Annotated in this window: 6 protein-coding genes; 1 reads left to right on the top strand and 5 read right to left on the bottom strand. The window is 45.0% G+C overall.

Features of this window, described 5'->3' with window-relative positions; all coding sequences use genetic code 11:
• On the bottom strand, positions 1-276 hold a 276-nt coding region (locus EWV60_RS00685; RefSeq protein WP_287230240.1), incomplete at its 3' end, for a hypothetical protein.
• 447 nt (positions 277-723) lie between these two features.
• Here EWV60_RS00685 and EWV60_RS00680 point away from each other — a divergent pair.
• Complete coding sequence (locus EWV60_RS00680) at positions 724-1647, top strand: AAA family ATPase (protein ID WP_287230238.1); 924 nt, start codon at positions 724-726, stop codon at positions 1645-1647.
• Between the two features lie 443 nt (positions 1648-2090).
• Here the strand turns inward: EWV60_RS00680 and EWV60_RS00675 are convergent, their stop codons facing one another.
• The 4 genes from EWV60_RS00675 to EWV60_RS00660 form a co-directional block, all read right to left on the bottom strand.
• On the bottom strand, positions 2091-3005 hold the full coding sequence (locus EWV60_RS00675) for a glycoside hydrolase family 75 protein (RefSeq protein ID WP_104395603.1): 915 nt from the start codon (positions 3003-3005) through the stop codon (positions 2091-2093).
• Positions 3006-3375: 370 nt separating this feature from the next.
• Entirely contained in the window at positions 3376-4131 is a 756-nt protein-coding gene (locus EWV60_RS00670; protein WP_104395604.1) for an N-acetylmuramoyl-L-alanine amidase, read from the bottom strand.
• 181 nt (positions 4132-4312) lie between these two features.
• Entirely contained in the window at positions 4313-5224 is a 912-nt protein-coding gene (locus EWV60_RS00665) for a C1 family peptidase (protein WP_287230235.1), read from the bottom strand.
• Between the two features lie 54 nt (positions 5225-5278).
• Positions 5279-5674 (bottom strand): protease inhibitor I42 family protein, encoded by a 396-nt coding sequence (locus EWV60_RS00660; RefSeq protein WP_287230233.1) that lies wholly within the window; start codon positions 5672-5674, stop codon positions 5279-5281.
• Between the last annotated feature and the right edge of the window lie 131 nt (positions 5675-5805).

The raw sequence follows: 5805 nt of genomic DNA, 5'->3' as shown, positions 1-5805 counted from the left end.
GGTATATTGATCCGTGGTCAGAAAACGACCTTTTTTGTAATTTTCGTCACTATAATAACGGAAAAAAGTCTGGGGTTTTTCTAGGGTAACTGCCTGACATTCACTATTGCGAAAAGTGACGGCAATATCTGGAGGGAGGGGACAGGAAGGTGCCTGATCTTGAGCCAATATTTTCCGAGAATTGAAAGTCAAATTTTCGGGCAAACTATTGGTTAATGTACTGGCTGCGATGCCTAAAACAAGACTAAAAACGAGCGCACTGGCTTTTATCTTCATCGATTAGGAGAAATTCTTCTCGATTTTATCAGACTGAACCGACTTAAAATCTTGATTTCGCCCACTGGCAACAATTCTTAACTAGGGTTTGCGGCAAAAAGTTTTTCGTGGGGTGTGGGGTGTGGGGTTTTACCGATTTTGAGGGGGTCAATTACCTAATTTTCAGGGAAAAAGTCCAGGGATTTTCCCCCGATCACTCCCATATCCGGTACTTTTTGATTGACAAAAGGTCTAAAAGTGTTACCCAACAAGGTTTTCAGATTTATTCAGCCAACCTTAACTAATTTTCTCCCTGCTCGCCACCCTAACCCTGATTAGCTCCCTAGGAGAAAATTTACCGCCATTGTCTGTCAACTTTCCTCCCTAGTATGGGCAAATTGGGAAAAGAATCGTTAAGATCAAAAAAACTTAACATTAATCTTTTTGACAAAATACCCCATTTGTGCTATGAGAGACGCTATTGATATTTTGATGGAAAATTTGAGCCAGAGCATCGTCGGCAAAACCGAATCGATTCGCATGGTGCTGGTGGCTTTGCTCAGTGGTGGCCACGCTCTCCTCGAAGATGTCCCCGGAGTCGGCAAAACCCTGTTAGCTAAATCCTTAGCGCGTTCAATTAACGGTCGTTTCCAACGGGTACAATGCACCCCTGACCTCCTTCCTAGTGATATCACGGGAACGACGATTTGGAACCCCAACAGTCGCGAATTTGAATTTATCCCCGGCCCCGCTTTTGCTAACGTCCTCTTGGCCGATGAAATCAACCGGGCCACCCCGCGCACTCAATCGGCACTTCTAGAAGTCATGGAAGAAAAACAAGTTACCATCGATGGAGAAGCGCGGCCGGTCCCCCAACCCTTCTTTGTTATCGCCACCCAAAACCCAATCGAATATCAAGGCACTTTTCCGCTTCCAGAAGCACAAATGGACCGTTTTGCCGTTTGCCTGAGTTTGGGTTATCCCAGCGCCACAGAAGAATTAAAAATGTTACAAAGACAGCATTCTCAAGAGACGGTTAAATCCCTAGAAGCTTGTATTTCCCTAGAACAGGTGGGAGAATTGCGAAGATTAGTCAGTCTGGTCAAGGTAGCTCCCACTTTACAGCAATATATCGTCGATTTAGTCCGCGCTACCCGTGATCACGAAGATATTAGTTTAGGAGTCAGTCCCCGGGGTTGTGTGGTTTTGCAAAAAGCAGTTCAAGCTTACGCTTTCCTCGAAGGTCGCGATTATGCCATTCCCGATGATGTTAAGTTTATTACTCCCTACGTCTTCTGCCATCGTCTGATTCCTAGTCACGGTCGTCAAGCTAAAGCTATCGTGGAAAGACTTCTGCAATCGGTGGCGATCGAGGATCGCATCTGTGCTTAGTGGAAAGACTTCTGCAATCGGTGGCGATCGAGGATCGCATCTGTGCTTAAATTTCAGTTATCGATGAACGGTAAGTTACAGGGTATTTCTAAATTCTGCCAAATTGGTAGAGCCGATCTATTAATTGCTAGTATTACCTTAGCTAACTCAAGGCTGGAGTAAAAAAATTTAGTGAGTCCACGGAAAATCTGCTCTCAGGAGAAAACAATGTTTTGTTCACAGTGTGGAACCAAAAGTGGACATCTCTAAAAATTATCACCCGATCACAGCTTGCTTTTATGCACTGTACTAATCAAGCAGTTCGATAACGGAAATGTATGTCTATCGTTGCTAATTCAATTTCAATGATCGTTCCTTTCCTCCTTGCTAGAAAAGCGATCGCCCGATCTTGTATAGGCTAGATTAAGTTTCTGTAAAATTACCTCTCTGAATGCGATCATCAATCAATTTTGATACCACGGAAGTATGTAATTTTTAGAAGCTCTAACAAACCCTTTTTGGTTGTTATATTCAACCATCAGCCATAAACCACTATTGCCAAAACCAACATGAAAAACTTTCGGTCTTTGAGAACTAGAGTCAACCAGACTTTTGATCACTGTATCTATAGGGATAGTGGTGATAGGCGGTGAGCCTGTACCAACTGAAGGACGTAAATTCAAATCAGTCAAGGTTTTAAAGTTTGGCGCATTGATAATCTCCCAAACCTCAACATCATTTTCACCGGCCTTTTCTTGCATTTCTTCCTGCGTCATGGAGTAGGTTACGTCACCAAAATATTCTCGAAAGACTTCTAGACCCACAGATTGAATTTCATCAAAAGAGGATGGGATAGGTCGTGTAGCAGTTGATTTTGGAAAAACCAGGTACTCAACTCCAAATTCGATTCCACTAATAATCTCAGTTTTACCAGCATTCCAAGGGTTTTCTCCCAATGCTTCAACCAGTTTGATCGAGCCTTCACCAATTTTATCGCTAGGTCCTTGATCAGCATAAATTGCCAAGATTTCCTGTCCTTGCCAACGAACAAGAGCTAAGTCTCCTAGCTTACAAGTTACACCGGAGACTGAAGCAAAATTTCCGGGTAAAACATAATAGGGAATGGTTTCTGCATTGACATACTCAGCATCTCCTCGCCAACCTTTGCTCTTGCGGAGAGATGTTGGCAGTTGACCATATTTGGGATCAATAGTCCGTGCGCGAGGTGAACCATCAGCATCCGTATCCATATCAGCTTTGATGTAAACAGCACCGTTACTGAGTATCTTGATGCGTGATTGAGAGGGTTGATAGGAATGGGAAATGCTCCTTCCTGCTTGTATAGCAGCAAGAATTTTATCTGACCATAACTGAGACATATTGATTTCCTCCCAAGGATAAAAGATAATTTTAGTTTGACATTAAAAACCGACTAGATTTACTCGCATTTAAAATATCTACCTTCTTTATCTTCAGACTTTTGTTTACACCAATCGTTAAAATTAATTAAGTAGGTGGGTGGAATTAAATATAAGATGAACGTAGGTTAAATTGAAGCATGAAACCCAACGCCCGCAAGGATTACGCTACCGCCAACCCATCCTTTTTTCTCTTCATTATTATTCATAATTCATCCCCTCTGTCTTACTACTTAATTTCAGAACACTTACACCACCTTATAAGTTTGATGGCTCTCTTGATTACTGCGGACAAAATGTTCTACCATAATAAACAAGAGAGCCGCTTTGATTATGCAGGTTGCAGTTCAGCAATAACCGTTGACGCAATCGCATAAGCCGCTTCGGTAGATAGTTTTTCGGCTTCTGCTCGTGTATCAATGGCATCTAAAAAGTAACTCTCACACAGAACACAAATCGGACAATTCGTGTCTTCAGACTCAGAGAGAACGGTTACACCATTTTCCATTACACCAAAATCCCTTTGTCCAATTGCATTAGCAACCGAAGTCGAAAGTTTTTTGGCAAAAGCGATCGATTTTGGTTTAGCTTTGGTTGGGTGAACCATTACACAAGTGTAGTGAGGTTTTCTGTCCGTAGCATTGTGATGCAAACTGAGAAACATGGAATGATCTGCGGCTTTTTGTCCGATCAGATCGCGCGGATCGCTTGCTGGATCGAAAATCTCGGCTGAAATGCTTGCTTTATCTAGTTCCGCTTTCACGATCTTGGCTTGCAAAAGATTCATCTCATATTCAGGAGTCCCATCTTTTGCATCAGTACCTGAATGGATGGGGGAATGACCAGGATCAATTAAAACAGAAGCTGGACGAACAGAAGGATGGTCCATAATCTGATTCCAAGTCCGTTCATCTACTATCCCTGTTACTTCCGATTCCCCTAAATGATCCCGTTGGAAATTTTCAACAGCCTGTTTGGTTTTGGGTCCAAAAATCTTGTCAACCCGACCACAGTTAAAGCCAATTTCATTAAGTTTGGCTTGTAATTGTCCAACTTGTAACCCTTGACTGCCTACTTGTAATAACATAAACTTGTCTCCTCCAATCTCTCGTAAAAGTTTTTGTGCTTCTGGATAGCATCGATTTATGATCTAGTCTGCATACCCTAAAAAATTCAACAAACGGTGAGTTTTCCCAGCGTCCCCCCTATTCTGAAAAAACTCACCAGAAGCCTTTATTTTGCCCCTCACACCTTATCGAATCGGTCTCCTATCCGAACTGTCCCGTATCGATCCATTCACTCTTGATTAGCGACCACCAATCAGTTGCCAGACCATCGAGGACGTACTTGTAGGGCAGCCAGCCGTAGCCAGCGCTTCCCCAGCCAGTCCCCCAGGAGTTGCGAATCAGCAAGGCACCAGTGGTTTCAATGCCACCCGCATTAGTGTTCTTGATCTTGAGGTTGTCGTCGTAACCAACTGCGTCAATGGCGTGACCGCCGAGAACTCTCTCGCCCCGAGTCGGGTAAGGAATCTTGCCGGTCGTGTTGCCCTGACTGATAGAACTGTAAACAGTAAAGCCAAACATTGAGGGCAGCCCATTTGCCAAGTAGGTTTTAATCTGAGTTAATAGGTTGCTCCGTGTCGTTCCTGGGGGGTCGAGGCGGTAGTAGGAAATCGCCTGATAGCTTTGGCCAAAAGCGTAGCAGAATGCCGACGGCTCTTTGTCAAAATCAGCGATATTGTAGGGATAGTACTCTTCTGGTGGTACGCCAAACAAGGTGAGGGCGTACATTGTTGAGCGCAAGAAGGCTCCCGTATCTCCCGTCCATTTGAGCAAGTTGCGCGTCACTTTGTAGAGGAAGAGTCTGGAAGCATCGAGGTGTTTGCCAAAAGCTCGCCGCTCAAAATACTCCACCAGTCCGACCCCGGCGTGGGCCGTACAAGAACCGATAGTTTTTTGATCCTCGATGGGGGAACACCACGGCCTCAAGTCCACGCTGGTTGGCAGCGCTGCTGGGGCAGATGTCGTTGCTCCCACTTTGGCGAGCATTTGCTTGACAGATGGCTGTCCCAAAGCTTGCAGTTTGGATGGTACGCGTTCAGATTGAAAAGTGACATCACGAATATCGGGATAGTCGGGCAACCATCCCATTGCGGGAATTACAAATGTTTCACTCATTTTTCCTTTCCTCCTAAGTCGTTACTCACTAGCCCTTGACTATCTGAGAAGCCTTTACTCCCGGACTTGGAGCGTGACAGTAAATCGTTCGACAATTGACGACTCTCCCTGCCACTCTCGCCAGAGCTTAAGCTTTAGTTGGCCTATCCCAGCCCGTTGCGCTTTAAAGGTCAGGACTCTCTGACCGCCCCCGCCGACTTTCGACTCCCTGGCAGGTAGATACTCAGAGGACTGCAGCTCCACTAAATCGCTCCCGACACCATCGACCGCCCACTGAAAGCCGGTAGTGGGATTCTCGTCGAGGGACAGTAGCAGCAGGTCATTGACCTGCATGGTGATGGATTTGCCGTTGTCAGCGCGAGTAAGGGTTAGCATTGTATCTTGACCGTTCCCTCCTTTCGGGTTCCACTCTGTCGCCCCACAGCCTTGGAAAAAGACCGGGGAAAGCACGAGGATTAGAGTTTTGACATCCTCGCCGCCCTAAAAGTGCGGCGATTCCTAAACCTCACGATTTAAGTTTCTGCTTCCACCACCGTCGCATACCACAGTTAAAAAACCATGTACTGTCTTACACAGAGTCC

The sequence above is a fragment of the Microcystis sp. Msp_OC_L_20101000_S702 genome, from assembly GCF_007095705.1.
Taxonomy (GTDB): Bacteria; Cyanobacteriota; Cyanobacteriia; order Cyanobacteriales; family Microcystaceae; genus Microcystis; species Microcystis ichthyoblabe_A.
Note: the sequence above shows the minus strand (reverse complement) of the source record. Positions and strands in the feature narration are given on the sequence as shown.